We start from the raw sequence: 25562 nt of genomic DNA, 5'->3' as shown, positions 1-25562 counted from the left end.
CCCCCCGCCCCCCCCCCGCCCCCCCCCCCCCCCCCCCCCCCCCCCGCCCCCCCCCCCCCCGAGTCTGGCCAGCGTCTACATCATGAACGAGATTCGCACGGTGCGGCGTCGCGGGATCGAGGGGTTCTGGAGCAGCAGGGCCCGGCGGGCAGCTGGACCGACCTGGTCGAGGTCAACCCGCGAAATCGGCAGCGGCTGATCGATGTCGGTGCCGCCGAGTTCGAGAGTGTCATGTGGCGAGGCGTACGTGCCGAAGTCGACCGAGTCGATCCCCGGCGTGCCCGACTACCTGATCAATAGCATCAGGGTGCCCACGCTCATCGTTCGCGGCGGCGCGAACGACATCGATCATCCGAGACGGACATCGTTCGACGTCCATTCGCCTATTGCGGGGTCCACGCTGATCGACCCGCCATGGCCTGAAGACGCCTGGGAGCGCGCGCAGGCAGCCCGGGACGCGGGGCGGGGGAGCATCTTCGATCCACGGATGGACGCAGTCCCGGCCTTTCTCGACTCTCTTGAGCAGTGAGCGCCGTGGAAGAAGATTGGGACTTGCGCGACGCGACTCGGAGCAAGTGTTTGGTCCAAATGACGAATCAGCCTACGCTGGTGCAACCTGAAGCCGTCCGCCGCATCGACGCGAGTGTGCACGTGTTCTTCGCATCGGACGCCGAGTTGCGCGAGTACCTGGGTGAGCCTGGGCCAGCCGGGGATTCCTTACTCCGGACGTCTCGCACACGATGCAGTTCGGCAATCGGTACGTGCGCGGATCGCAGCCCGACCCGGCGGCACGCCCGGGCTCTGACCCGGAGTGCGTCGGACGGGCGTCTCTGTGAGGAGAAGGGCTTCGGTCGCCGGCGCTTGTCGAGGAACCATTCTTGACATAGGGTGAGAGCAAACATTTGGTTCCCGGCAGTGATGCCGGCGATAGACCCAAAGAGAGGTTCACTGATGAGCACCGTCACCGAGCATCTTCCCGCCACGGACATCGAGTCGGCAATCGCCACCGGTCCCAACGGCGACGACGTCAATGCGAAGGTCCCCTTCCACATGGTGGACTCGCTGCACGTGCCGGCTGAGCGCTACTACTCGCGAGAGTTCTTCGAGCTCGAAAAGAAGCATCTCTGGCCTAAGGTGTGGCAGATGGCCGCCCGCGAGGAGGAGATCCCGCACCCGGGCGATTTCGTCGAGTATGAGATCGTCGGCCAGTCTTTGCTGATCGTCCGTCAGACGGACGGAAGTATCAAAGCCCTGCACAACGCGTGTCGCCACCGTGCGACCGAGCTGGGCAAGGGATGCGGCCGCTTCCCCGGGAACCAGATCGTCTGTCCCTTCCACGGGTGGCGGTGGAAGACCGACGGCTCGATCAGCCATGTCTTCGGCCGTGAAGGCTTCGAATCGAGCACCATCGACCCGACGGACATCAACCTGCGTGAGGCGCGTTGTGAGACCTGGGCTGGCATGGTCTGGATCAACATGGACCTCGACGCACCGCCTCTCCTCGAGGCGCTCTTTCCCGCCGCGAACATCCTCGAGCGCATGGGCGTGCAGAACATGCAGGCCAAGTGGTGGAAAGAAGCGATCATCAATTGCAACTGGAAGCTTGCACAGGAAGCGTTCTTTGAGGGGTGGCACGTGAAGCAGACCCACCCCCAGCTGTACATGTACGGCGGTGACCCGGACAGCGAGCAGAACGTCGTCAACACCGCGTACACGCCGTTCATCAACGGCCACGGCCGATTCCAGAGCGGCGACGCACGGTCAAGCTACGGAGGCGCGCTCGATTTCCTCAAAGCAGCGAAGACCCTTGCGAGTGGTCAGGATGCCATGACGCTCGAGCGAGATGTCACCATCTTCGAATCCGTCGCCGGAGACATGGACACCAGCACCCCGGAGTACATCCAGAGGGCGCTGAAGGCGCTGTTCGACTTCTGGGAKAGCGCGGGAATCGCAGCCCCGGAGTTGACCCCTGAGGTGATGAAGCAGTGGGGCGGCGACATCCACATGTTCCCCAACTACCTGATGCTGCCTCAGTACACGAATTGCCTGGTCTATCGCGTGCGTCCATACAACGATGACCCGGACTGGTGCCGTTTCGAGGTGTGGTCTCTGACGACCTACCCCAAGGGCCACGAGAGCGGGCGCCTCACGCTGAGCGGTCGCTACGACAAGGACGACGACGACCACTGGGGCCTCATCCCCCGCCAGGACTTCGCCAACCTCGAGCGGATGCAGCGTGGCATCAAGAACGTGTCGCTGGCTCAGACGACGCTGGCTCGCGACTGGGAGATCACGATCTCCAACATGCACCAGGAGCTCGACCGCCGCCTGGCCGCGGAGCTGTGAGTGGCGTGTTCACTGCAAGCAACGTCCAGGACGTCTCGTCGGAGGGGGGTGCGCAGTTCACACGCGCCCTCGCAGACAAGCTCGTCGATATCGACCGCAACCGCATCAACAAGTCGGATGAACTCGTCCTGCGAAAGGCCGTCTTCGGCCTGATCGAGATCGTCAGCATCCTCGAAGCGAGGGTGGCTGCGCTCGAAGGAGACGACGCGGAGGCCTATTGGCGCGCGAAGTTGGAAACCGACATGGGAGCACCGCGCCCCGATGTGCTTCGAATCGGTGATGACGATTAGCGGGGAGGCGCGATCCTCATGGCGCGCGTGAGGATCCTCCCGGCAGGAATCGATCTCGAGGTCGAGCCGTATGAGTCGGTGGCAGAGGCGGCTTGGCGTCAGGGCTACGTCTGGCCGACTCAGTGCTGGGGGCAGCTGGATTGCATGAGCTGCTTCACGAGGATCGTCGACGGTGAGCGCGATGCTCTGCCTGCCGGGGATGCAGAGCTCGACGCTGTACGGATGAAGATGCCGGGACCGATGGCTAGCGACAGCCTGGTGCGGCTGGCATGCCAGCTGCGATGCAAGGGCGACTCCCTGGTTCTCGAGAAGCGGGGCGTGCGGTCCGAGGTCGCCGAAGACAACAACATGAAGGATCTGGAAAGGAGTGCGACATGAGCGCAACAACCGAGGTCGTCGGTACGGCCTCCGTTCTCGACACCGCGGCGCTGCGGAGTCTGTGGCGGTCGATGGCCCGTGAGGAAGCCCTCGATACGCGCATCGTCACCGGCATCAAGCGAGGGGAGCTCGCTACGGTGATCTGGCCCTCACGGGGACAGGAAGCCGTGTCCGCCGCGATGGGTCACGTGCTCCGGCAGGACGACCGGCTGATCACCACCTACCGCGGTCTGCACGATCACGTCGCGAAGGGCGTGCCGCTCACCGAGATCATCGGCGAGGTGATGGGCACCTCCGTCGGCGCCTCGCGTGGCAAGGGCGGCACGATGCACATCACCGATCCCGAGCATGGAGTGCTGCTCACGACCGGCATCGTGGGTTCCGGCGTACCGATCGCAGTGGGTGCCGCCCTCGCCGCGGTCAAGCAAGGCTCGGACCGTGTCGTCGTCGTCACGTTCGGCGACGGGGCCACAAACACGGGGTCGTTCCATGAAGGCGTCAACCTGGCGGCGGTCTGGAAGCTCCCGGTCGTCTTCCTGTGCCAGAACAACCTGTACGCCGAGATGACTCCGATCGAGGACACGATGGCGATCCCGCACGTGGCCGATCGCGCAAAGGGCGTCGGGATGCCGGGGGTCACGATCGACGGCAACGACCCGGTCGCGATGGTGGCGGCACTCGAGCAAGCCGTCGATCGTGCACGGTCGGGAGGTGGGCCCACCCTCGTCGAGGCGGTGACCTTCCGCTTCGAGGGTCACTACGCGGGCGACTCCGGCAAATACATCCCCGGCGATCAGCTTGCGCACCAGAAGACGGTAGACCCCATGATCACCTTCCCCCGCTACCTCATCGAGAACGGGGTCTCGCAGGAGGAGATCGACGAGATCCGTGCCGAGGCTGCGGCCGAGGTCGAAGAAGCGCTCAAGATCGTTCTCGCGGCAGCCATCCCGGATGCCGATGAGATCCGTGCCGACGTCTACGCAAATGAATTGGTGGTCACTCATGACTGAGACACGCGTCATCTCCATCCGTGAAGCCCTCAACGAGGCACTCGAGGAAGCCCTTCGGACCGACCCCACAGTCTTCCTCCTCGGGGAGGACCTCGCAGATCCCGCCGCGGGGGTCAACGGTGTCACCCGCGGACTTTCGACCGCCTTCGGTGACGACCGGGTGATGAACACCCCGATATCGGAGGCAGCGATCATCGGCGCCGCCGTCGGTGCCGCGATCGAGGGCTTCAAGCCCGTTGCCGAGATCATGATCATGGACTTCATCGGAATCGCGATGGATCAGATGGTCAACCATGCGGCCAAGATCCGATACATGTCGGGCGGGCGCACAACCTGCCCGCTGACCGTGCGCACCGCCGTCTTCGCGGGAACCGGTTCGGGCGGCACGCACTCGCAGTCCCTCGAGGCCTGGTTCATGCACGTTCCAGGAATGAAGGTCGTCTTCCCGAGCAACCCTGCCGACGCTAAGGGGCTGCTTCTCGAGGCCATCTTCGACCCCGATCCTGTCCTCGTCATCGAGGCGTCACGCCTGTACGGGCTGAAGGGTGAAGTGCCGGTCGGTGACGGACATCGGGTGCCCATCGGAAAGGCGGCGGTACTCCGCCCCGGATCGGACATGACCCTCATCACGTACGGCCTGGCGACCACGGCGACCTTGCAGGCCGCCGAGAAGCTGGCGGAAGAAGGCATCGAGGCCGAAGTCATCGATCTTCGATCGTTGCTTCCCCTCGACATGGACACCGTGCTCGAGTCGGTGGGTCGCACTCGTCGTGCCGTCATCGCCCACAACGCCACGACCTTCGCGGGGCCCGGGGCCGAGATCGCCGCGCAGATCTCGGCGAAGCTCTTCGGGGTCCTGGCCGAGCCGGTCCAGCGCGTCGGGGCGGACTTCACGCCGATTCCCGCGCGGGCCTCTGAATTCGCCGTGACGCTTGGCGTGGACGGCATCCTCAATGCAGCAAGAACAGCGATGGGAGCAGTACGTGTCTGAAGTGTCGGTAACGATTCCGAAAGTGTCGATGGCGTCCGAGGAGGTCGTCTTCGTGGGATGGCTGGTCGGCGACGGGGCTCCCGTCACCGAGGGGGATGCGATCTACAGCATCGAGACGGAGAAGGTGGAGACGGACATCGAGGCGGCTGTCAGCGGCATTCTCCGGCACGGAGACGCCACGGACGACGAGACATACGCGGTCGGCAGTGAAATCGGACGCATCGAGCTGGCGTCTTGAGCGCAGTGGTCTGGGACGAAGAGTTCGACGTTGTTGTCATCGGCAGCGGGGGCGGCGGACTTGTTACCGCTCTCGCCGCGCGTGAGGCCGGCGGGACAGCGCTGGTCGCCGAGAAGCGGGATCTTGTCGGGGGGGTCTACCTCGATGTCGGGCGGAGTCGTTTGGCTTCCGAATAACCCCCTGATGCAGCGCGCGTCGACGTTCGTTCACCGCCGTCCTACGAGGACGCCAGCGGATGCCGCAACGAGGCCACTGCAGGGCCAGCGCTCAGAATTGAGGTCTTGCCAAACATCAGGGGCATCTCCAGGTATGCCCTCTGCGCCTCGCTCAGAGCACCTTCGAGCGGAGCATCCGAGCCGTGGTCGCCCGAAGTCACCGGTATCGGTGGTACCCCCACAGAGCTGGGGGCCAGCCACGGCGTGAGGACGCTTGCAGGGCCCGTCACGACCAGGATCTCTGTGCCGAGCACCGCAGAGATGATGTCGCCGAAAACGCCCAGCTTCTCGCGGGCGTCGCCAAGCGCATCCAGCACGGCGTCTTCTGCCCGTTGAGCACGCTCCGCGAGTTGCCGGGCGTAGGCCGCAGGGCCTAGGGACTCCAGGGTCGGCCTCTCGTTCAGATGGAGTGCCAGCGCCGTGAGCGACGCGAAGCGCTCCAGGCACCCGCGGCGACCGCACCCGCACTCAGGTCCGTCTCGCGCGACGGGAGTGTGTCCGAAGCCCGACGTTGCGCCGTGGTTGAGGAGCATTGCGCCGTGGATGATCGCGCTTCCCCCGACTCCGCTGCCCACCATGACGACGACGGCGTTGTCGGCGGTGCGCGCGGCGCCGGACGCATGCTCGGCCAGCGTGGCGGCGTCGCCGTCGTTGACCACATGAAGCGCACGGACGTTCGCCTCCGCGAGTGGAGAGAACAAGTCGTCCATCGACTCGGCGTCCCAAAGCATCTCCTCGGAGCTGAGTCGCCCACCCTGCTGGATTCCTGGGAATGCGATAGCCAGGGACGTACCGGGGGCATCGACCGCGGTCGAACCGCGGACGACGTCCGCGATGGCCGTCCCGATCCGTCCGGGCTCCCAGAGGCCGGGGTGCGTCACTGTCTCTGAGGCGAGCACGCGGCCCTTGAGGGCGGCTATGCGGATGTCAATGGCGTTGTGATGAAGAGCGACCCCCACCAGCGCGGGTCGCTCGTCATCCAGTGTCAGAAGCCGCCGTGGCCGTCCGCGTCCGGATGCGGGTGCGGATTCGGAATGGAGCACCCTTGCAGAAACGAGCTCGTTGACGAGCAGCGAGATAGCTCCTTCAGCGAGTCCGGTTTTCTGCACCAGCTCAGTGTGAGTGATGTCGGGGGTTTCGCGGATCGCCGTGGCGACGAGCCCCAGGTTGCGGTCTCGCAGCTCGCCCAACGCTGATCGCGAAGACATCAGTTCGCGCTCCCTTGCTTTTATCTCAAACTTCGAGAATAATAGAAACGTTGCGACATGACGTCGCACCCCTTCCATACCCCGACGACGAGGAGGTCGTGTGTCCGACCATACGCGCGCCAATCAGAGCGCGATCGCACCGAAACCCCGCATTCAAGGCGGAGCAAAGTTCGTGTCAGGCTATCTCCTGTCCACGGCAGGGCTGTTCGCCGTTTTCCAGGGGATGCAGCAGATTCTGCTGCCGAGCCAGGTCGCCTCGATCGACGAAGCGGGCAAGGTTGCGTCGCTAGGTGTGCTTGCCTCGCTCGGAGCGCTCGCGGCGGCGGTCGGCAACCCGCTGTTCGGCGCCATGTCCGACAAGACCCGAAGCCGCTTCGGCCGCCGCACGCCGTGGCTCGTCGCCTCCGCCATTGGGCTCACCGGGCTGCTGGCCTTGATGGGTTCGATGCACGAGCTGCTCTGGCTCGGCGTTGTGTACGTAGGTGTGATGCTCAGCGCGGCCGCATACCAGGCAGTGCTGACCTCGCTGCTCCCCGAGCGGGTGCCCGTGAGCCGACGCGGCCTCATCTCCTCCTTGATGGGTATCGCCACGACCCTGGGCGTCATCTACGGGCTCAACCTGGCGCCCGCCTTCGTCCAGAACCCGGTCGTCGGATACCTGCTGCTGGTCGCCGTTCTGGTGGTCGGAACTCTCTTCCTCGTGTTCCTCGCGCCGGACCCGCTGGCAGGCCGGGACGAGCCCGAGCCGTCGGCTCGTCCCCGTCTGTCGGCGAGCGAGCGCGTTAGCAGTTTCGCCGCGTTCTTCGCCGGCTTGCGCGACCATGACTTCGCATGGGCGTTCTGGGCGCGCGTGACAATCATGGTCGGGTTCTGGACGGTGTCGGCGTACCAGTACTACGCGCTCACCGACTACATCGGCGTCGAGAACCTGCCAGGGGGCGATCCGGCGACGGCTGTCGCTCTCCTGGGCACAGTGAACCTCGGATTCTCCATCCTCTCCACGGCGATCGCAGGACCTTTGTCGGATCGCATCGGACGGCGGAAGATCTTCGTCATCATCGCCTCAGTCGGCATCGGCATCGGAATGCTCATCCCGGTGTTCGTCCCCACCTTTGCGGGGATGCTCGTCTGGGCAGTCGTGGTCGGGCTCTCGTACGGCGCTTACGCGTCCATCGACCAGGCTCTGATGACCGAGGTCCTTCCCGACGAGGAGCACAACGCGCGCGACCTCGGGCTCCTGAACGTGGCAACCGCAGGTCCGCAGATCGCCGCGCCCTTCCTCGCAGCCGTCATCATCGGGGCCACCGGGGCGTATCCGCCGATCTACATTTTCGCCGCGGTGGTCGCGCTGCTCGCCTCGGTGTTCATCATCCCGATTCGAAAGGTGCGCTGAGATGAAGCTGCGAGAAATCCAAAGCATCCAAGGCACACTCCGCGGTGTGGAGGCCGATGGGGTGTTCACTCTCCTGGGTGTTCCTTACGGCGACGACACGTCGGGCCCCCATCGATTCCGCGCACCGCGGCCGGTGCCGAGCTGGTCGGGCGTCCGTGAGGCGGTCACCTTCGGACCGGCAGCGCCTCAGCTCGACTCTCGTGGGGAGCTCGAGAAGTTGATGCACCCGCGGAACGGATCGCCTCTCGAAGGCGGACCGATGGATGAGGACTGCCTCCGCATGAACGTGTGGGCCCCGTCCGGGCGCGAGGGCGCCGAGTTGCCTGTGCTCGTATGGCTTCATGGAGGTGGTCATCTCGCCGGCTCCGGCAACGAGATGTGGTTCAACGGAGACGTCCTCGCCGCGCGCGGTGATGTCGTCGTGGTCACGGTGACCCATCGACTCGGACTCTTCGGATTCCTCGATCTTCGCGATCAGGGCTACCCAGACTCCGCCCACGCGGGGATGCTCGATATCATCGCCGCGCTCGGCTGGGTGAGTGAGAACATCGCGTCGGTGGGTGGCGATCCGTCACGCGTCACCATCGCCGGGCAGTCGGGAGGAAGCGGCAAAGTGGCGGCGCTGCTCGCGATGCCCGCCGCCCGTGATCTGTTCGTCCGGGCGATCATGATGAGCGGGCCGTTCGCCCGGGTGCTGCCTCAGAATGCCGTCACCGGATTCCGTGACCGCGTCTTCGAGGCACTCGGCGGCCCTTCCCCGGATGCGCTCGAGAATCTCTCCGCCGCCGACCTGCTCGCCGCACAAGGGCGCGCGCTCGCGGGAGGTGCCGATGTCTTCGGGCCCCAGGCCATGGAGTCGATGGCCGGAATCGGTCCAGTCCTCGACCGCGTTCACCTGCCCGAGCACCCGTTCTGGCCCACGGGCGGAGTCGGATTGCGAGGGAAGCAACTGCTCATCGGTTGGACCGCCCACGAAGTCGGTTCGCTGCTGGCATCAGACCCCGGCTACACGATCCAACTGACGGCGGACGATGTCGTCGCTCGGCTCACCGCCTTCGGCATACCGGATCCGCAGGCGCTCTTCGACGCCACATCCGCCACAGTGCCGTCCGAGCCGCCGCACCTCGTCTACGCGCGACTGCTCAGTGGGATGCTGTTCGCCGGACCGGCACGAGAAGTCGCCACGCGTGCGCGCGAGACCGCCGACGAAGTCTGGGTATACGAATTTGCGGAGCCGAGTGACGCGCTGGGTGGGCTGCTCGGATCGTGCCACTCGTTGGACATCGCCTATGTCTTCGGCACAGTGGATCGGATCCCGCTCGTCGGCGCGACGCCGGCGCGCGTCGATCTGTCGCGCCGGATGATGAATGCGTGGGTCGGCTTTGCGACGAGTGGTGCGCCCGCTCCCGTCGAGGAGTGGCGACCGTGGGGGAGCGGCGGAGAGTCGATGCACCGCTTCTCAGCGACCCGGTAGCACGCAGAGAGCGTGACCAATTTGGTGCGCTGATGGTCGTATGGATCCTCGCTCTCGCAACTCGAGCCTGAGAGAGCAACACTGAGCCAGCCGAAGCTGGGCTTGGGGTGGCGTTCGAAAGTTTCCCGGCTGACTGTCAATGAGCCCGAAGGTGGCTTCCCAGTCGTCCCATTCGAAGTTGTCAAGCAGGCTCCAGTGCAGATACCCCGGATGTCGATGCCGTCGGCGATCGCGTCGGCCATGTCGTTCAGTGCGATCGTGGTGTACGCGATGCGTCGCTTGTCGTCGCTGGCGGCGATGCCGTTCTCCGTCACCAGGATCGGGACGTCGCCGACGACGTCGCGGGTGTGGCGGAGTGCGATGCCGAGTGCGTCGGGGCGGTATGCGCACCCCATGATTGTGTTGTCGGGGTGCCCGGGGTGAGGGACGAAATCGTCATCGCGCGCGACTTTGAGGTATTTGTCCTCGATTAGGTACTGGACGTCGGCGTACTTCGCTTCGTTGCCGGGGGTAGGGGTGCGCCTCCATCCGCGGCCGTTTTCGCGCCCAAGGGTCCCACTGAGCGTTCCAGGGGCGCTGTCGCGCCGTGGGGGGCGGGAGTCTCGTGCATGGCTGGCTCTTGCCGGCCAGGGTTGTCGAGGTGGATGCTGGCGGTGTCGGTCGCGGTGACGTCGAGATCCCTTGGTGCTTCGAGCCCGACGCTGAGCGTGACGCGGAAGGGCACCCACGGGAACCGTGGATTGTTGCCTTCGAGCACGAGTGTTAGATTCCTGAACTCTTCCCCGCCCTTCCCCGTGACCGGCCTCGTTTGAAGGAGGCTGCTGATGGATGTGGTGCACGAGCGGGCGGCGGGGTGGACATCTCCAAACGCGACGCGAAGGTCGCGATCCGGGCGCCGGGTAAACGCGCAGGGACGTTCACCACGAGCGTGACGACGTGGGGTGCGATGGTGCCGCAGATTCTGGAACTGGTCGAGTTCCTGCAAGCCCAGCAGGTCACGGTGGTGATGGAAGCGACCGGCGACTATTGGAAGCCGTTCTACTTCCTGATGGAAGACACGCTGCCGGTGATGCTGGTCAATGCCCGGCAGGCGCGGAACATCCCKGGGCGGAAGACCGATGTGTCGGACGCGGCGTGGCTGGCGCAGTTGGCCGCGCACGGACTGCTGCGGGCGTCGTTCGTCCCGCCGGAACCGATCCGGCAGCTGCGGGATCTCACCCGTGCCCGCGCGGTCGCGACCAGGGACCGGACCCGGCAGGTGCAGTGTCTGGAGAAGTTCCTCGAGTCCACCGGGATCAAGCTCTCCTCGGTGGCATCGGCATTCCCGCGTGAGGCGCATCCACCCTAACGGCTATCGCGCAGGCCACTTTCGCGTCCAGGGGTCCCCAGGGGGACCCTTGGGGGACCACTGTGATGCGCCACCCGCACCGTGCTCCTGCCCCGGAATCCCCAGCACCCGCGTGATTCCGCGGTTGCGATCAGCGATGACCGGTGAGGGGATTCCACCCCGCAGGGGTGGTGCACTGCAGACGGACTTCTCGCTTGAGTCGTCTGACTCTGCCGCCCCGCAGGCCCGCGATTCGCTCTTGGGCGCGGGCTTACGGGCTCCGTCGGAGCAGGTTGATGCGGACTGTGCGCAGGCTGGTCTTGGGAAACATGAAATACCGCTCGTCCCCGTTCAAGGTGCGCCGCGGGATCCATCGCCCATCGTGGTACTCACCTTCGATGAGCGTGTCCAGTTCGACGATCGCGTCTGAGCGCGAGAAGCGCACGGAAGCGCCGCGTGCGACCACGAGGAATTCGTCCTCGGCGGTGCGGATGATCAGGCCGTAGCCGATCAGGACCGCTGCGGCCTCGCCAGTACCCTCACCGAACATGCCTCGCGTGTCCATTGGCCCCGAGATCGTCACCGTGTAGCCGCCGAGTTCGACCTGCTCCTGCTCACCGGTGACGAGACGGAAGCCATGAATGCTGCCCGTAGCCTGTGCGTCGGTGATGACCCTCGTCATGCTCTGCATCGTCGAGAACGCGCTGAACAGATCCTGGTCGTCTAGAACGTCCTCGATGCCGAACGGATGAAAGCCCATCGCTCGGTACGCGCCGATCGCTACGAACGCCAACCCGGCATCGGGGCGGGCTTCGGGAATGAATATGCCGTTCCCTGCGACGTCATAGTCAGCCAGCGTGCCCGCGAAATCATCGATGTATATGTCGGGTGCGAGGAAGTCAAGCGAGGGGGCGCCGATCTGCCAGATGTCGATCATTCGAGAAACGGGTCCGCCGCTGGGGTATCGCCCAGGGACGTCGGCGTTCGGCTGTGGGCCCAGCCATGCATTGGTGTAGATCGGCAGCGGGTGTTCGGCGACTCCGGCGCGAGCAACGCGTTCTACGAAGCGGCTGAAGCCCCAGCTCATAAACACCTCTTCGGCATCCTGGTCCGTGCCGAACACCTCGGCCCAGGTTCCCGATTCGGCGGAGCCGCCTCGATCCCAGAGGTTACGGACCCACGGGTGCAGCGCAGCGCCTCTCGTGGCGAGGCCGCGAAGCAGCTCTGTGGGCACCGGCTCGGCCCAGGCGGTGTCGGCCAGCGCACTGCGGTCACGGCTGTCGCCGAGCAGTCCGACCTCGTTCTGCACCTGTACAGCGACCACGGTGTGGTCGGGATCCACCCGGCGGATGTGTTTCATGAGGGTCGCGAACGCACGCGTGTCTGCTTCGACGAGCGCCTCGCTGAACACGCTGAGGATGGGGCCGTCGAGGCTGAATCGACCGGTGAGCAGTCGTTCGGGGTCGCGCTCCGCACGGGGGAAGCGCTTCTCATCGCGTCGCACCCAGCTCGGTGCGTAAGACGACTCGGCATTCTTGTAGGAGCCGAACCAGATGAGGACGAGCCGGATGCCACGGGCTCGCGCCTGAATGATCTGGTCGTCCACCGCGGTGAAGTCGAATAGGCCTTCCTCGGGCTCGACAAGCTGCCAGCTGGCAGCTCCGATGATCGAGCGAACGCCGTTCTCGGCCAGACGATCCCAGACCGGAGCCATATATGCGGGGCTCGACGGGCTCGAGTTGTGCAGCTCGCCACCAAGAGAGAGAAACGGTGCGCCATCGACCAGCAGATGAGCGCCGTGCGCGGTGCGCTCCACTCGGGGGATGCTATCCAACCCACCGGCACGGTCTTGGAGAGCAGTTGTTTCGGCGGCGTGCGTCATTGCGAACCCTTCGCGGCTGTGAGTATCCGACGCTTGAGTATGCATGAGTGGCAATCGGTTGTCAAACGTCTATCCTGGTTTCTCTCGACCGGGCGGTGCACGGTCAGGCTGAAGCCCGAACCGCCCTCAGCGGGCACGACGCGGTTCATTGGGCGATCGCCGCGGCGGATCAGGATGCCGCTGCCGGCGCGATGGCGACTCCCATGGCGACCGCATCCCGACGACTGGCGTCCGACCGGCGGACTGGTCCGCATCGACGTGGATACGGATTGCCGCGCTTCCCTCGTCGGGGATGGTTCGACCGACATCACCTTGTGGCGGCACACACATCGCCAATATCACCGAGCTCTCCGGCGATACCACCTGGCTCAGGAGCAATGGGGTCGAAGGGGGGATCGAGCTGAGCATGCAGACAACCGTCAACGTCGGCTGAAGAACGACCAGGTGCGGGCCGCAAAGATGCTGACGTCTCCGAACCAGACCTGACGGTCATAGGCGAATTCAGCCGCATAGTGGGCGGCACTCCAAGACCMCGGTGGGCATCACAAGTCCGAACGACTGGGACAGTTGCAACCTTTCGCTGAGCGAGTGGCTGTCGCAAMTCATGAACACCGTCCTCGACGCATTCGACCGCGCTCCGACAAGCGGTTGCGATTGGTGGATCGGGTGACACACCGCATCGCCGAATACCGTTCCGAAACATGGCCCATGCGCGGAGTAACCTGCCGACAAGTGTGCTGGCAATCGCTTGCCAAAACTGCATGGCCATGCTTGACTAATGTCCGGAACGCCATGCGCAGCGCAGCGAGGAGAACAGATGCTGAAGCCCCGATTGACCGCCACCCGCGAACTCCAACGGTTGGACGGATTGTGGAAGTTCGCTCTGGACACGGATGCGGGGGAACGTCCTTGGGCTGCCGAACTGCGAACGACGCGCGAGGCACCAGTCCCCTCGAGCTACAACGATCTCTTCGTCGATGCGAAGGTGCGGGACCACGTCGGTGTCGTCTGGTATCAGCGCATCGTGCGTGTGCCCCGCGGATGGGCGGGCGACAGCGTCTTCGTCCGACTCGATTCGGCCACTCACGAGGGCGTTGTGTACGTGAACGACGAGCTTGTCGCCACGCACGCCGGCGGATACACGCCGTTCGAGGCCGACATCACAGCGTTCGTCGAGCCCGGAGCCGAGTTCCGGCTCACGGTCGGCGTCGACAATCGGCTGACGAGGGACACGATTCCTCCGGGCCATGTAGAGATTCGCGACGACGGGCGTCCCCGGCAGCGATACATGCACGACTTCTTCAATTACGGCGGCCTCGCCCGCTCCGTGTGGCTGTACTCCGCTCCCGCGGAGCGGGTGCAGGACCTCACGGTCGTCACCGACGTGGACGCCGGCACCGGACTGGTGAGCTACGACGTGCTCACGACATCTCTCGGGGCTGATGCCGACGTCCGCGTGCGCATTTCGGATGCCGAGGGTGCCACGGTCGCAGAGGGCTCGGGCCACAACGGACAGCTGCGGATCGCCGATGTGCGACTCTGGCAGCCCGGCGCAGCGTACCTCTACGAACTCACCGCTGAGGTGGTGCGTGAGGGAGAAGTCGTGGACAGCTACCCGTTGCCTGTCGGTGTCAGAACAGTTGAAGTCCGCGGCAATCGCATCCTGATCAATGGGAAGCCGTTCTACTTCACGGGTTTCGGCAAGCACGAGGACTCTCCGGTGCGCGGAAAGGGTCACGACGACGCCTACCTCGTTCACGACTTCGAACTGATGGGCTGGATGGGCGCCAACTCTTTCCGGACCTCGCACTATCCGTACGCCGAGGAGGTCCTCGAGTACGCGGACCGCCAGGGGATGGTGGTCATCGGTGAAACAGCCGCGGTCGGTCTGAATATGGCGATCGCTGCCGGCTATCTCGGGAAGACCGACGTCGTCACATTCGGGCCAAAGGGATTCGGCGAGACGACCCAGGCGGCCCATGCACAGCACATCCGGGAACTGATCGCTCGCGACAAGAACCACCCGAGCGTGGTGATGTGGTCGATCGCGAATGAGCCCGACGCGCGTGACGGCGGTGCACGTGGGTACTTCGAGCCACTCGTCGCACTGACTCGTGAGCTCGACCCCACGCGTCCGCTCACCTACGCCAACATGATTCTGGCCAGCCCGGAGAAGGACGTCATCGCCGACCTGTTCGATGTGCTGAGCATCAATCGCTATTACGGCTGGTATCAGGACACCGCGGATCTGGAGTCCGCCGCAGCACACCTCGAAGCGGAGCTGCGCGCCTGGGAGGACAAGTTCGGCAAGCCCATCATCATGTCGGAGTTCGGGGCGGACGCCGTCGCCGGGCTGCACACGGTGCTGGACCAGCCGTGGGCGGAGGACTATCAGACCGCGTTGCTGACGACTTACCATCGCGTCTTCGACCGCATCGACTCCGTCGTGGGGGAGCACGTGTGGGCGTTCGCTGATTTCCAGGCGATGCCCATCACTCAGCGCGTGGACGGCAACAAGAAGGGCGTCTTCACCCGGGACCGTCGCCCAAAGGGAGCGGTGCACGCGCTTCGGGCTCGCTGGACGGCGATGAGCGCGTGAGTTCAGGACGGATGCGGATGAACCCCGGACCACTGTGGTGACACCGACTGCTACGCCACGCAGGCCCCGGGCGCTGCAGATCGACGCCGGTGGTGACGCGTTCATCGTCAGCGGCAGCCATCCGCGGCTGTCGTTTCAAGTGCCGGAGAGTATCGGAAGGCAGAGCTCGTACACCCTTGAGGCCGTGGTGGACGATGCGGCACAGCCCAGTGTGTCTGCGAGTGGTGGCCAGCACCTGTTCCTTGAGTGGCCGTGGGCGCCGCTGCGGAGCGGGCAGCGCGTGCAGTGGAGAGTGCGGGTCTCCGGGACAGCAGACGTGTCGGAGTGGTCCGATCTTCACGAGTTCGAGGTGGGGCTGCTCGATCAGGACTGGCGAGCGGAGTGGATATCACCGATTGAGGATGTAGCCGCCGGTCAAGGTCAACGCCCTGGTTATGTGCTGACCGCAGATTTCGACCTGCCGGGCGACGGCGCAGTATCCGCTCGCCTCTACGCCACCGCCCTCGGTCTCTACGACGCACGCATCAACGGCAAACGGGCGGGAACGACGGAACTCGCCCCGGGATCGTCGTCCTACGACCGCACCCTCTATGCGCAGGCATATGACGTCGGTGACGCCCTTGTTCGCGGCACGAATCGATTGGAGCTGCTGCTCTCCGACGGGTGGTTTCGCGGCGAGGTTGGCGCGTATCGTGTGCCGGCCGGCTGGGGTGAGCGCACCGGCGTGAGGGCGGAGCTGCACATCACGCTTGTGAGTGGCGAACGGCAGATTGTGCGAACCGACGGCACGTGGACGAGCGGCCGTAGCACGTTGACCAGAGCCAGTCTGATGGGCGGCGCAACGCTTGACCTCACGGCACCGCCGGCGCAAGAACACCGCGCACGAGTCGGCGTCGTCGACGCGCCCGCCGTCTCATGGTCACCCGCTCCACCCGTCCGCGTTGTCGAGACACGCGCCCCCGTGTCCTCGCGAAAGCTCCGTGACGGTGTGTGGGTATTGGATTTCGGTCAGAACGCGTCCGGGTGGATTCGAATGACCGATCTCGGCCCCGCCGACACCCGGACGGTCATCGATCATGGCGAGTTCCTGGCATCCGACGGCGACCTCTCAACAACGCACCTCGATTCCACGCGTCCCGGGGAGCCCACCAAGGAATTCGTCCAGCGCGACGAGGTGGTCTCCGACGGGGACAGCGGCAGACACTTCGAACCGCGACACACCATCCACGGTTTCCAGTTCGTGCGGATCACCCGCGACGGAGCCCGGTTCGATCCTTCGACGGTGTCGATGCAGGTCGTCCATACCGATCTCCGTCCGGTCGGCGGCTTCGCCTGCAGCGATGACGATCTCAACCGGCTCCATAGAGTCGCCGACTGGAGCTTTCGCGGCAACGCCGTCGACGTTCCGACGGACTGCCCGACACGGGAGCGGCTCGCGTGGACGGGGGACTATCAGGTGTTCGCGCCGACCGCGACGCGACTTTACGACGTTCTCGGCTTCTCCAGGAAGTGGCTGCGGTCGGTACGCGACGATCAACTGCCCGACGGTCGCGTGGCCAACTTCGCGCCGGACGGGCGAAGGATCAAGCTCAAGCTCGACGACCAGTTCGCTCAGATGACGGGTTCCGCCGGGTGGGGCGACGCCATCGTCGCGGTGCCGTGGGAGATGTACGAGTCGTACGGCGACATCGAAGTGCTCGCCGAGAACTGGGACGCGATGACGCGCTGGGTCGAGTGGGCGCTGTCCACGGCTCGGACCGCCCGGCATCCTTCGCGCCGGCAGCGATCTCCGGAACCCCTTCCCCACGAAGAATTCCTCTGGGACGGGTCGTTTCACTGGGGCGAATGGATCGAGCCGAAGCAGAAGGACGCCGACGGCAATTCGATCAATCCTGTACACCACAACCCCATGGCGTGGTTCACCGCAGACAAGGGCGAAGTCGGAACGGCCTACCTGTATCGCTCGACCCTCACTCTCGCGCGCATCGCGCGGATTCTCGGACGCGTGGGCGACCGCGATCGCTACGACGATCTGGCGGCGCGCATCCTCAGCGCCTGGCGAACCGAATTCGTGCGCGCCGACGGTCGCACGGTTGTCGATACTCAGGCGGCCTACGTCCGTGCGATCGCGTTCGGCCTTGTGCCCGACAGCGTTCGCGGAGCGGCAGCGGCCCGGCTCGTCGAGCTCATCCGGGAGGCCGGCACCCACCTGGGGACCGGGTTCCTCTCCACGGGGCACCTGCTGCCGGTGCTCGCCGACACGGGATTCGCCGACGTCGCCTACGAGCTCCTGTTCCAGCGCTCCGCGCCGTCATGGCTGTATATGCTCGACCGCGGTGCCACCACCATCTGGGAGGAGTGGGAGGGCATCGACGAGCAGGGGCGCGCCCACGAGTCGCTCAATCACTACAGCAAGGGCGCTGTCATTCGGTTCCTCCACACTCACGTTCTGGGCTTGCGGCAGGAGCCAGGATCGGTGGCGTGGGAGTCATTCGAGGTGGCACCAGTGCCCGGCGGCGCGCTCACGTGGGCGCGAGGTCACCACGATGGTCCCCACGGGCGCATCGAGGCGGAGTGGAAACTCATCGGGGATGAGCTGGAGGTCACCGTGGTCGTCCCATCTGGCAGCGCAGGGACCGTCGTGTTTCCGTCTGGCCGTAGCGAGCCTGTCCCCGTGGGTCAAAGCACGCTGCGCGGGCGCTGACCCCGACCAAGCCGAAGGCGACACCGTCCCCGTTCGCCGCCTCGGATCAGCGATCGCTCTCGTCAGTGCGACGCTCGGCGTGGGTGGCTGCGCTGGGATTGCCAGTGGACGCCCTCGTCACCGAGTACCTCGACTGGCACGCACGCCCTCTTCTGGGTCGCAGCCGCGATCTCGGCGCTCTCGTTGGGATTGTTCGCCGCCGTGATCCCCACGGCACGCTGCGCACCGGCGGTCGGCTCGACCTGGTCGCTGCGCTCGGGCTCGCGGTTGGACCCACGGGAGTGCTCCTTGCGATATCCAAGGGCGCTCAGTGGGGGTGGAACGCGCCGATCATCCTGTTGCTCGTGCCGAGCGATGCGGGCTTCCAATCGGCGCTCGTTTGCGGTCTGCTCGCCGCGGCGGCCTGCGTGATCATCGCGGCGCTGATTCCGAAGCCGACCCCGCATCCCGCGGAGGTCCCGTCGCTGCCGGAGGGCGTGCTCTGAGTCCGCTTCAGTCCGACCTGAGAGGGTGACCGCCGTCGGATGACCGAGCCCCCGCGACCGTGGGATCCGGGTCGCGAGGGCTCTGTCAGAACTGGTTGGGCTACTGCACCGACCAGCCGCCATCGGAAGCAAGGACCGCTCCGTTGATGTTCACGCCCTCATCGGACAGCAGAAATGTGATGGATGCGGCGAGTTGCTCGGCCGTCGCAATCGTCGGGATCATCGCTTGGAAAGGTTGCAGGCGCGCGGAGCCCTGCTCCGACATGTGCGGCGGCATCGGGATGCCGGTCGCAACACCACCCGGTGCCACCGCGTTGACGCGGATGCCCTTCGGGCCGTACATGAATGCAGCCGACTTTGTCAGGCCGATGATGCCGTGTTTGGAGACGGTGTACGCGTTCCCCGATGAGTTGCCTCGCAACGCCGCTTCGCTCGCGACATTCACTATCGAGCCGGATCCGGCATCGATCATGGCGGGGAGCACCGCCCGGAGCACCTTGAACGCTCCCGTGAGGTTGATCGCGAGGACCCGGTCCCACACCGCGTCACTCGTCTCGTGCGCGGGCGAGAAGTCGTCATTGATGCCGGCGACGTTCGCCAGAGCGTCGATCCGACCACCCGCGGCGGCGATGATGGCGTCAACATCCTCCTGCACCGTGATGTCGGCACGCACGGTCACGATGTCGAAATCCTGGTGTGTTGCTCGCAGATCGTCGAGACGTTCCTGGGAGACGTCGACGGCGATCACGCGCCCACCCTCCCGCGCAATGCGCGAAGCGGTTGCGCGCCCGATGCCCGAGGCTGCCCCGGTCACTGCGATCGTCTTGCCTGCGAAGCGACCCGTGTGAGGTCGTTCCACCCAGCCCTCGGGGGCGCCCTCGGCGGGCATCACACCGTCGTTTGCGGCCAGGACGAGCTCTTCGACCACGGACTGGGGAATCTGCCCAGCGCTCGCGGCGACGAGCTGCTGCAGCGGCAGCCCGCGTAGCGGCGCGAGCATCTCTTCCTGAGCTCCGGTCTTCTCCAGCAGCCCTCGAACGAGCGGGCCGCCCTTCGGATGATCGAGCCAGTCGCCGATGGAGGAAGCGGCGGTCAATGGAGCATTCTTCGTCATAGGGTGTGCATCTTTCGGTGGGGGAGCGGCTGGCAGATCACCAGTCATGGACGGTGCCGTCGAGCAGTCGGTTGTAGGGAAGGTAGGCCTGCTCGTACGGGTACTTTCCCGCCTCGTCGGTGTTCAGCTCGACGCCGAGTCCGGGCTTGTCGCCCGGGTGCAGGTAGCCGTCGGTCCAGGTGAAGGACTGCTCGAAGACCTGGTCGGTCTTCGAGCCGTGCTTCATGTACTCCTGGATGCCGAAGTTGTGGATGGCGAGCCCGAGGTGCATCGCTGCCGCCATGCCGACCGGCGAGATGTCGGTCGGCCCGTGCATGCCGGACTTGATCTGGTACATCGCGGCGTAATCGAGCGTCTTCTTGAGCGCGGTGATCCCGCCCATGTGGGTGACCGCACCGCGGACGTAGTCGATGAGCTGGTCGCGGATGATGTCCTTGAAGTCCCAGATCGTGTTGAAGATCTCGCCGATCGCGAGCGGGGTGGTGGTGTGCTGGCGGACCAGTCGGAGCGCTTCCTGGTTCTCCGCGGGGGTGCAGTCTTCGAGCCAGAACAGGTCGTACGGCTCGAGGTCCTTGCCAAGCCGGGCGGCCTGGATGGGCGTCATCCGGTGGTGCCCGTCGTGCAGCAGGGGGATGTCGGGGCCGAACTCGTGGCGGACGGCCTCGAAGACACCCGGCAGGTGGTTGAGGTACGCGCGGGTGTCCCAGTCCTCCTCAACGGGTTTCGCACCGCGACGGGCCGGCTCGTGGTCGTACCGGACCGTCGCATCCCCGACATCCGCGCCCTGGGCAGCGATGCCGTAGATCGCCTTCAGGGTCGGCACCCCGGTCTGCACCCGGATCGCCTTGTATCCCTGCTCCTGATGCGCGCGAATCGAATCGAACAGCTCGGGCAGCTCCTTGCCTGACGCGTGACCGTACGCCATCAGCCCGTTCCGGCTCGCGCCACCGAGCAGCTGGTACACCGGCATCCCGGCCGCCTTGCCCTTGATGTCCCACAGCGCCATGTCCACCGACGCGATCGCCGCCATCGTCACCGGACCGCGCCGCCAGTACGCCGAGCGGTACAGGAACTGCCAGGTGTCCTCGATCCTGGACGCATCCGCCCCGATCAGCAGCGGCACGACATGCTCCGTGAGGTAGGCGACGACCGCGAGCTCGCGACCGTTCAGCGTCGCGTCGCCGAGACCCGTGAGCCCATCGTCGGTGGTGAGCTTCAGCGTCACGAAGTTGCGGTCGGGACTCGTCACAATGACTTCTGCTTTGTCGATGAGCATCGGGGGCCTTCCGGTMGGGGACAGCCGCGGCGCCTGATTGCGCGGCGATGCGGGCTGGCCCAGTCAACCAGAAACGAAACATGTTGGCAAGCGGTTGCACGACATCTATCCAAGCGAGGTGGATGGTGTATTGGTTGCAGGCTGCAACCGATTGACAAGCCATGTCAGAACTTGGATCATGAGGGAATGTCTTCCCCCCAACGTCGTGACCCAGATCGGCTGCTGCCCGCCGACCCGCGAACCCGCGAGATCGCAAGGCAGCTCTATGAGGCGGTTGCCACCGCGCCCATCGTCTCTCCGCACGGTCATGTGCCGGTCGAGTGGCTTCGCGATGACACGTCATTCGAGAACCCCACTGCACTCCTGGTCACGCACGACCACTACGTCACTCGCATGCTGCACGCCGCGGGGGTGGACTACGCACAGCTCGGGCTCGCGGGCCACGCTGCTGACCCGCGCGAGGTGTGGCGGATCCTCGCGTCGCATTGGCACCTTTTCGCGGGGACGGCGTCGGGCTATTGGCTCGAGGAGGAGTTCACCCAGGTTCTCGGAATCGACGCGGAGCTCAACGGCGACACGGCAGATCACTTCTACGACAAGATCGCCACGCAGTTGGAATCGCCCGGTTTCCGACCACGTGCTCTGTTCGAGCGGTTCCAGATCGAGGTCCTGGCGACTACGGACGATCCTCTTGACGATCTGTCCGCCCACGCCGCGCTGCGCGGCCTTCTCCCCGGGCGCGTGCTCCCTACCTTCCGACCCGACCGCTATCTCGATCCGGGCGTGGAGGGCTTCGGTCAGCGGGTGGAAGCCCTCCTCGGGTTTACGGGGGAGCGCACCACGTTCGATGGATATCTTCGTGCATTGGAGGATCGGCGGGCGTATTTCGTGGCTCACGGAGCGGTCTCCGCCGACCACGGCGTGGAGCAGCCCGTTACGGTCGACATGGACTCCGTTGATGCGCAATCGCTCTTCGCTGCCGTCATCGACGGCTCGGCCTCGGCCGCGGAGCGCTCGACTTTTCGCGCGCACATGCTGTTTCAGATGGCCCGGATGAGCGTGTCCGACGGGCTGGTGATGACGGTGCACGCCGGCGTGCTGCGCAATCACAGTTCTGCAGTGCACCGCCAATTCGGGGCCGACACGGGGCACGACATTCCGGTCGCGACAGACTTCGTGCGCGGACTCCGGCCGCTGCTGGAACGCTTCGGTCTCGAGAGGGACTTCCACCTGGTGCTCTTCGCCGTGGATGAGACGGTCTATTCGAGGGAGATCGCTCCGCTGGCCGGGTTCTACCCTTCGGTATTCATCGGCGCGCCGTGGTGGTTCCTCGACGCTCCCGATGCCATCGCACGGTTCCGCTCCGCCGTGACTGAAACCGCAGGCTTCTCACGCGGGTCGGGATTCATCGACGATACGCGAGCGTTTCTGTCCATCCCCGCTCGTCACGACACAGCTCGGCGAGCCGATGCGGCGTTCCTTGCCAGGCTGGTGGCGGAGGGCCGCCTGAATGCGCGCGATGCGGAGCGGATCATCGTCGATTCGGTCGGCGCCCAGCCCAAGCGGGTGTTCAAACTATGAACGCTTCTCCGCTGCATCGCGCGGTCCCCGCCCCGCCCGTTCGCATCGTCCACCTCGGGCTGGGAGCCTTCTCGAGATCACACACTGCGTGGTACACGCATTCCAGCCCGGACTCGGATCACTGGGGGATCGCCGCATACACCGGCCGGAGCCGAGAGCTCTCCGATCGCCTCACTGCCCAGGACGGGCTCTACACCCTCATCGAGCGAGACGATCAGGGCGACAGGCATGAGGTCATCACCAGCATCTCTCGCGCCCAGCGAGGTGACGACATCCCTTCCTTGATGACGGACCTGACCGCGCCCGAGACGGCGATTATCACTCTGACGATCACCGAGCTCGGCTACTGCCTCACTTCGGACGGCGAGCCGGACTTCGACGATCCGCGCGTGGCGCGTGATCGCGATGAGTTGCGCTCAGTTGCAGACGGTCGTCTGGAACTTGCGGCGGCGCGCCCCGTGACGGCGCCCGGTCGGCTGCTTCTCGGGCTGGAGTCCCGCAGGCGCGCAGGCGGCGGCCCGCTGGCGGTCCTCTCCTGCGACAACCTGCCGGACAACGGCGGGCGTCTCCGCCACGGTCTGACGGAATGGGCAGCAGGCGCCGCGGCTGATCTGGTCGTTTGGATCGAGGACAACGTGTCATTCGTGTCCAGCTCGGTGGATCGCATCACCCCCAGGATCTCCAGCCACCAGGAGGAGGTTCTGCGCGCCACGTATGGCGACCTCGCCCCGGTCGTTGCCGAACCGTTCCGCGACTGGGTCATCAGCGGCAGCTTCCCCGCCGGTCGACCAGCATGGGAGAGTGCCGGCGCCCGATTCGTCGATGACCTCGAACCTTGGGAGGCCCGCAAGCTCTGGCTCCTCAACGGAGCGCACACGCTCTTGGCATGCCTGGGACTGCTCCGCGGGCACGCCACCGTGGCCGACGCGATCAAAGATCCCGTGTGCCGGTCGGCCGTCGAGGAGTTCTGGAATGATGCTGAAGCCGCGCTCCCAGCTGGCCTTGGCGTGCCTGCATACAGGGCCGCCCTCTTATCCAGGTTCGCCAATCCGCGCATCGAGCATCTGCTGAGTCAGATCGTGCAGGACTCGAGCACCAAGGTCCGGCTGAGAGTCGCACCTGTCGCCGAGATCACCTTGGCGAACGGTCGCGATGCGCGTGGGTGCGCCCTCGCCGTCGCTTCATGGATCGTCGCGCAGGCGACGGGCCTCATCCCCGGCGGGGCGGTCGAACCTGTGGCTCACGGGTCAGTGGCGAGCTCCATCGGGCAGCTAGGAGAAGTGCTGGCAGCAGACCCAGGCTTCGTGTCGCGGGTGCTCGAACTCGTGACCACGCTCTCATCACGACGCAGTACGAACATTTTGGACCGAATTTAGGCAATCGGTTGTCAAATGATCGCTGAGCTGATTTACTTGGCGATAGCGGAACCACAGGCAGACCACAGCAAGCGGTTGCCTCCGCTTCCCTCATCCAAAGGAGTATGAAACGATGTCGACTTCCCGATTCCGCTTCCGCGGCCTAGCCGCTGCCACGGCGCTGGTCGCAGGGGCAATGATTTTCTCCGCCTGCAGCGCGCCGGATTCGTCCTCGACGAGTTCAGCGTCTCCCGCAGCAAACGTTGGCCCTGCGCCCGACCTCGCGATCGCAGCTGTCTCCGCACCGAACTCTCTGGACCCCGCGCAGCTGGTGGACGGACAGCAGATGTACGTGTGGTCCTCGATATACGACACCCTGCTCGCCCGCGACAGCTCGACGGGAGAACTCATCCCCAATGCCGCCACCAGCTGGGAGTACAACGAGGACGGAACGGAACTGACCCTCAAGCTGCACGAGGGGATGACCTTCAGCGATGGGGCACCCGTCACGGCGGATGACGTCGTCGCGACCATGCTGCGAAGCAAGAACACTCCCGGCATCGTGCAGCCGCGGTACGGTCTCGTTTCTGACGTGACCGCTGTCGACGATCTGACCGTCAAGGTGTCGTTCACTGCGTTCGACCCGCAGTTCCCCTGGCTGCTCGCCTTGGGCACCGGGGCGATCGGAGATGCGCGCTCGCTCGACGACCCCGCCATCGCCACCAATCCCGTTGGTTCGGGGCCGTACACACTGGACGTTGCTGCCACAGTGCCCGGCACCTCATACGTGCTCAAGAAGCGCGAGGACTATTGGAACGCCGACGCCTATCCGTTCCCCACCCTCACAGTTCGCGTCCTGCAGGACCCCACCGCGTCGTTCAACGCACTGCAGGCCGGTGAGATCAACGCAGCCACCGTTCAGAGCCAGGTTGAGGGACAGCTCGACCCGAACAAGTTCACTCTCTCGAAGATCGGTGCGCAGGCTGTCGCCTATATCGACATCCTCGATCGCGCTGGAGACAAGTTCCCGGCATTGGGCGACCAGCGGGTTCGTCAGGCCATCAACTACGCGCTCGATCGCGAGGGCATCCTCAAGGGCCTCTACGCGGGTAATGGAATGGTCACAGAGCAGGTCTTCAACCCGGCTGGCGAGGTCTACGACGAGTCTTTGAATGACACGTATTCCTACGACGTCAAGAAGGGCAAGAAGCTCGTGGAGGACGCTGGGTTCGCCGGGGAGACCTTCCGGATCCCGAGCACGTTCCTCACCACGTCGATCGAGCCGACGCTGTCGCAGGCGTTCGACGACATCGGTCTCAAGTTGGAGTGGGTGGCCGTGCCGCCGCAGCAGGCGCAGTCGGCTCTGCAGTCGGGCGAGTTCGGACTGACGTTCCAGATCACGGGCTTCAACTCGGACCCCGCCGATGCATTCACTCACTACAGCATCAACGGTGACCGCAACCCGCAGCACTACACCGACGACACCCTCGACGAGCTGTTCGGAACCATCAACTCCACCGTCGACTTCGAGGCCGCGGTGCCGACGTATAAGGAACTCAACGAATACGCGGTGGACCAGGCATTCGAGGCACCGGTCGTCTTCCTCGGGACCACCTGGGCATCCACTGACGGCATCAAGATCGTCAACTACGGCGGCGCACCGTCCACCATCCGAACGTTCACGTTCGGCGGCTGA

Annotated in this window: 20 protein-coding genes and 2 pseudogenes; 17 read left to right on the top strand and 5 right to left on the bottom strand. The window is 65.2% G+C overall.

Annotation, left to right across the window (positions count from 1 at the left end):
- The first annotated feature begins 247 nt into the window (after window positions 1–247).
- From ACXJ3V_RS19570 to ACXJ3V_RS19535, 8 genes are all read left to right on the top strand, one after another.
- Entirely contained in the window at window positions 248–529 is a 282-nt protein-coding gene (locus tag ACXJ3V_RS19570) for a hypothetical protein (protein WP_457102022.1), read from the top strand.
- A gap of 422 nt (window positions 530–951) precedes the next feature.
- Complete coding sequence (locus ACXJ3V_RS19565) at window positions 952–2346, top strand: aromatic ring-hydroxylating oxygenase subunit alpha (protein ID WP_457102021.1); 1395 nt, start codon at window positions 952–954, stop codon at window positions 2344–2346.
- Between the two features lie 5 nt (window positions 2347–2351).
- Entirely contained in the window at window positions 2352–2636 is a 285-nt protein-coding gene (locus ACXJ3V_RS19560; protein ID WP_457102020.1) for a hypothetical protein, read from the top strand.
- 18 nt (window positions 2637–2654) lie between these two features.
- The gene (locus ACXJ3V_RS19555; RefSeq protein WP_457102019.1) at window positions 2655–3014 is read left to right on the top strand and encodes a 2Fe-2S iron-sulfur cluster-binding protein; all 360 of its coding nucleotides are present in this window, start codon (window positions 2655–2657) and stop codon (window positions 3012–3014) included.
- On the top strand, window positions 3011–4024 hold the full coding sequence (locus ACXJ3V_RS19550; protein WP_457102018.1) for a thiamine pyrophosphate-dependent dehydrogenase E1 component subunit alpha: 1014 nt from the start codon (window positions 3011–3013) through the stop codon (window positions 4022–4024). Before ACXJ3V_RS19555 ends, ACXJ3V_RS19550 begins: the two co-directional genes overlap by 4 nt.
- On the top strand, window positions 4017–5015 hold the full coding sequence (locus ACXJ3V_RS19545; RefSeq protein WP_457102017.1) for an alpha-ketoacid dehydrogenase subunit beta: 999 nt from the start codon (window positions 4017–4019) through the stop codon (window positions 5013–5015). Before ACXJ3V_RS19550 ends, ACXJ3V_RS19545 begins: the two co-directional genes overlap by 8 nt.
- Entirely contained in the window at window positions 4978–5253 is a 276-nt protein-coding gene (locus ACXJ3V_RS19540) for a biotin/lipoyl-containing protein (RefSeq protein WP_457102016.1), read from the top strand. The genes ACXJ3V_RS19545 and ACXJ3V_RS19540 overlap by 38 nt, the downstream gene beginning before the upstream one ends.
- 5 nt (window positions 5254–5258) lie before the next feature.
- Window positions 5259–5429: an FAD-binding protein gene (locus tag ACXJ3V_RS19535; RefSeq protein ID WP_457102025.1), complete on the top strand. Its 171-nt coding sequence runs from the start codon at window positions 5259–5261 to the stop codon at window positions 5427–5429.
- 41 nt (window positions 5430–5470) lie between these two features.
- Here the strand turns inward: ACXJ3V_RS19535 and ACXJ3V_RS19530 are convergent, their stop codons facing one another.
- Window positions 5471–6754, bottom strand: a complete 1284-nt coding sequence (locus tag ACXJ3V_RS19530; protein ID WP_457102015.1) for an ROK family protein — start codon at window positions 6752–6754, stop codon at window positions 5471–5473.
- A gap of 94 nt (window positions 6755–6848) precedes the next feature.
- On the opposite strand from ACXJ3V_RS19530, the gene ACXJ3V_RS19525 reads away from it, so the two are divergent.
- Together ACXJ3V_RS19525 and ACXJ3V_RS19520 are read left to right on the top strand one after the other, a co-directional pair.
- Window positions 6849–8069, top strand: a complete 1221-nt coding sequence (locus tag ACXJ3V_RS19525) for an MFS transporter (RefSeq protein ID WP_457102014.1) — start codon at window positions 6849–6851, stop codon at window positions 8067–8069.
- Window position 8070: 1 nt separating this feature from the next.
- The gene (locus ACXJ3V_RS19520) at window positions 8071–9543 is read left to right on the top strand and encodes a carboxylesterase/lipase family protein (protein ID WP_457102013.1); all 1473 of its coding nucleotides are present in this window, start codon (window positions 8071–8073) and stop codon (window positions 9541–9543) included.
- A 92-nt stretch (window positions 9544–9635) separates the two neighbouring features.
- On the opposite strand, the pseudogene ACXJ3V_RS19515 reads toward ACXJ3V_RS19520, so the two are convergent.
- Window positions 9636–9938, bottom strand: a pseudogene (locus ACXJ3V_RS19515) (family 1 glycosylhydrolase); the annotation flags it as partial.
- A 429-nt stretch (window positions 9939–10367) separates the two neighbouring features.
- On the opposite strand from ACXJ3V_RS19515, the pseudogene ACXJ3V_RS19510 reads away from it, so the two are divergent.
- A pseudogene (locus ACXJ3V_RS19510) lies at window positions 10368–10861 on the top strand (IS110 family transposase); the annotation flags it as partial.
- A 280-nt stretch (window positions 10862–11141) separates the two neighbouring features.
- Here ACXJ3V_RS19510 and ACXJ3V_RS19505 read toward each other — a convergent pair.
- Window positions 11142–12686 carry a GH35 family beta-galactosidase gene (locus ACXJ3V_RS19505; protein ID WP_457102012.1) on the bottom strand — a complete coding sequence of 515 codons (1545 nt, stop codon included), beginning with the start codon at window positions 12684–12686 and terminating at the stop codon, window positions 11142–11144.
- Window positions 12687–13569: 883 nt separating this feature from the next.
- On the opposite strand from ACXJ3V_RS19505, the gene uidA reads away from it, so the two are divergent.
- The 3 genes from uidA to ACXJ3V_RS19490 all read left to right on the top strand — a co-directional run bounded on the left by uidA (window position 13570) and on the right by ACXJ3V_RS19490 (window position 18540).
- A complete protein-coding gene (gene uidA, locus ACXJ3V_RS19500; protein ID WP_457102011.1) occupies window positions 13570–15351 on the top strand; it encodes a beta-glucuronidase in 1782 nt (593 codons plus the stop codon).
- A 34-nt stretch (window positions 15352–15385) separates the two neighbouring features.
- Entirely contained in the window at window positions 15386–18055 is a 2670-nt protein-coding gene (locus ACXJ3V_RS19495; protein ID WP_457102010.1) for a family 78 glycoside hydrolase catalytic domain, read from the top strand.
- 104 nt (window positions 18056–18159) lie between these two features.
- Window positions 18160–18540 (top strand): hypothetical protein, encoded by a 381-nt coding sequence (locus ACXJ3V_RS19490; RefSeq protein ID WP_457102009.1) that lies wholly within the window; start codon window positions 18160–18162, stop codon window positions 18538–18540.
- A gap of 100 nt (window positions 18541–18640) precedes the next feature.
- On the opposite strand, the gene ACXJ3V_RS19485 is transcribed toward ACXJ3V_RS19490, so the two are convergent.
- Together ACXJ3V_RS19485 and manD are read right to left on the bottom strand one after the other, a co-directional pair.
- Complete coding sequence (locus ACXJ3V_RS19485) at window positions 18641–19654, bottom strand: SDR family NAD(P)-dependent oxidoreductase (RefSeq protein WP_457102008.1); 1014 nt, start codon at window positions 19652–19654, stop codon at window positions 18641–18643.
- Window positions 19655–19691: 37 nt separating this feature from the next.
- Window positions 19692–20930: a D-mannonate dehydratase ManD gene (gene manD, locus ACXJ3V_RS19480; RefSeq protein WP_457102007.1), complete on the bottom strand. Its 1239-nt coding sequence runs from the start codon at window positions 20928–20930 to the stop codon at window positions 19692–19694.
- A 186-nt stretch (window positions 20931–21116) separates the two neighbouring features.
- On the opposite strand from manD, the gene uxaC reads away from it, so the two are divergent.
- From uxaC to ACXJ3V_RS19465, 3 genes are all read left to right on the top strand, one after another.
- Complete coding sequence (gene uxaC, locus ACXJ3V_RS19475) at window positions 21117–22511, top strand: glucuronate isomerase (protein ID WP_457102006.1); 1395 nt, start codon at window positions 21117–21119, stop codon at window positions 22509–22511.
- The gene (locus ACXJ3V_RS19470; RefSeq protein WP_457102005.1) at window positions 22508–23887 is read left to right on the top strand and encodes a mannitol dehydrogenase family protein; all 1380 of its coding nucleotides are present in this window, start codon (window positions 22508–22510) and stop codon (window positions 23885–23887) included. Before uxaC ends, ACXJ3V_RS19470 begins: the two co-directional genes overlap by 4 nt.
- 331 nt (window positions 23888–24218) lie before the next feature.
- Complete coding sequence (locus tag ACXJ3V_RS19465; protein ID WP_457102004.1) at window positions 24219–25562, top strand: ABC transporter substrate-binding protein; 1344 nt, start codon at window positions 24219–24221, stop codon at window positions 25560–25562.

It is taken from the genome of Microbacterium sp. P5_E9 (assembly GCF_054049175.1).
The sequence above is the reverse complement of the archived record's forward strand: the minus strand, read 5'-3'. Positions and strand labels throughout refer to the sequence as shown.

What these genes read in the sequence shown, in the direction of transcription:
- ACXJ3V_RS19520 (WP_457102013.1), top strand. Translation starts at nt 8,071, where the DNA reads ATGAAGCTGCGAGAAATCCAAAGCATCCAAGGCACACTCCGCGGTGTG.
- ACXJ3V_RS19470 (WP_457102005.1), top strand. Translation starts at nt 22,508, where the DNA reads ATGAACGCTTCTCCGCTGCATCGCGCGGTCCCCGCCCCGCCCGTTCGC.
- ACXJ3V_RS19485 (WP_457102008.1), bottom strand. Translation starts at nt 19,654, where the DNA reads ATGACGAAGAATGCTCCATTGACCGCCGCTTCCTCCATCGGCGACTGG.
- ACXJ3V_RS19530 (WP_457102015.1), bottom strand. Translation starts at nt 6,754, where the DNA reads ATGGAAGGGGTGCGACGTCATGTCGCAACGTTTCTATTATTCTCGAAG.
- uidA (WP_457102011.1), top strand. Translation starts at nt 13,570, where the DNA reads ATGCTGAAGCCCCGATTGACCGCCACCCGCGAACTCCAACGGTTGGAC.
- uxaC (WP_457102006.1), top strand. Translation starts at nt 21,117, where the DNA reads ATGTCTTCCCCCCAACGTCGTGACCCAGATCGGCTGCTGCCCGCCGAC.
- ACXJ3V_RS19555 (WP_457102019.1), top strand. Translation starts at nt 2,655, where the DNA reads ATGGCGCGCGTGAGGATCCTCCCGGCAGGAATCGATCTCGAGGTCGAG.
- ACXJ3V_RS19545 (WP_457102017.1), top strand. Translation starts at nt 4,017, where the DNA reads ATGACTGAGACACGCGTCATCTCCATCCGTGAAGCCCTCAACGAGGCA.
- ACXJ3V_RS19540 (WP_457102016.1), top strand. Translation starts at nt 4,978, where the DNA reads ATGCAGCAAGAACAGCGATGGGAGCAGTACGTGTCTGAAGTGTCGGTA.
- ACXJ3V_RS19550 (WP_457102018.1), top strand. Translation starts at nt 3,011, where the DNA reads ATGAGCGCAACAACCGAGGTCGTCGGTACGGCCTCCGTTCTCGACACC.
- manD (WP_457102007.1), bottom strand. Translation starts at nt 20,930, where the DNA reads ATGCTCATCGACAAAGCAGAAGTCATTGTGACGAGTCCCGACCGCAAC.